Source organism: Acinetobacter sp. TUM15064 (assembly GCF_008980265.1).
In the GTDB taxonomy this organism is placed as follows: domain Bacteria; phylum Pseudomonadota; class Gammaproteobacteria; order Pseudomonadales; family Moraxellaceae; genus Acinetobacter.
In genome coordinates this window covers 1-731 of record NZ_BKFU01000171.1, presented here as the reverse complement: position 1 = coordinate 731, position 731 = coordinate 1, and the positions used below count along the sequence as shown (strand labels likewise).

Here is a 731-nt window from a genome sequence, read left to right as displayed (position 1 = left end):
GTGCAGGCAAAATCGAATTGGAACTGGTGCCTCAAGGTAACTTGGCCTGTCGTATTCAAGCCGCAGGTATGGGACTGGGTGCAGTCTTTACGCCTACAGGCTACGGTACTTTATTGGCTGAAGGCAAAGAAACCCGTCACATCGACGGTAAAGATTATGTACTGGAATATCCAATCAAAGCCGATTTTGCTCTGATTAAAGCCCAACAAGGCGACCGTTGGGGCAATTTGGTTTACCGCAAATCGGCACGTAACTTCGGCCCGATTATGGCAATGGCTGCCAGTGTGACCATTGCACAAGTCTCTGAAGTGGTGGACTTAGGGGCTTTAGACCCTGAACACATCATCACCGCAGGTATTTTTGTTCAACACGTGGTGCAGGTTCAACCAGAACCTGTTGCTGTGTAATCGGGAGAACATCATGAGCTATCAAAAACTCAGCCGTAACCAAATTGCAGAACGTGTGGCACAAGACATTCCCGATGGGGCTTATGTGAATCTTGGGATTGGCTTACCGACCAAGATTGCCAGTTATCTACCGTCAGACAAAGACGTGTTCTTACATTCTGAAAATGGACTGTTGGCTTTTGGCCCGCCACCTGAAAAAGGTGAAGAAGACCCTGAACTGATCAACGCGGGTAAAGAATATGTGACCATGCTGCAAGGCGGTGCCTTTTTCCATCATGGGGATTCTTTTGCCATGATGCGTGGTGGTCACTTAGATATTGCAGT

At 48.0% G+C, this 731-nt stretch carries 2 protein-coding genes; both read left to right on the top strand.

Going from position 1 to position 731, the window contains the following annotated elements; genetic code table 11:
* Nucleotides 1-407: 3-oxoacid CoA-transferase subunit A (locus GBI16_RS18265; RefSeq protein ID WP_151707619.1), on the top strand; the 407-nt coding region annotated here is incomplete at its 5' end.
* A gap of 13 nt (nt 408-420) precedes the next feature.
* On the top strand, nt 421-731 hold a 311-nt coding region (locus GBI16_RS18260), incomplete at its 3' end, for a CoA-transferase (RefSeq protein ID WP_308463960.1).